The 279-nt window shown below is 63.4% G+C and carries 1 protein-coding gene; it reads left to right on the top strand.

Translation table 11 applies throughout. The annotated features are described in order from the left end of the window. Positions 1-279, top strand: a 279-nt coding sequence (locus ACCC96_RS30330; protein ID WP_413697747.1) for a CBS domain-containing protein, incomplete at both ends; no start/stop codon positions are given.

Raw genomic sequence — 279 nt, 5'->3', positions numbered from 1 at the left:
AGTCACGAGGCGCGCGACTACGTCAAGACCCATGCGCTCAAGGTGAGCGACGTGATGACCACCGAGGTGGTGACCGTGCAGCCCGACACGCCGCTAGGCGAGGTTGCTGGCATTCTCGAGGCACGGCACATCAAACGAGTGCCCGTGACGAATGCCGGACGTGTCGTCGGAATCGTTAGTCGTGCCAATCTCGTCCAGGCGCTCGCGAGCGTGCCAGATGAACCCGTGTCGGACGCGACACTCTCCGACGCCGAAATCCGTGCTGCCCTGATGGGCGAA

This window comes from Pseudomonas sp. Pseusp11, assembly GCF_047304405.1.
Lineage (GTDB): Bacteria > Pseudomonadota > Gammaproteobacteria > Pseudomonadales > Pseudomonadaceae > Aquipseudomonas.
Note: the sequence above shows the minus strand (reverse complement) of the source record. Positions and strands in the feature narration are given on the sequence as shown.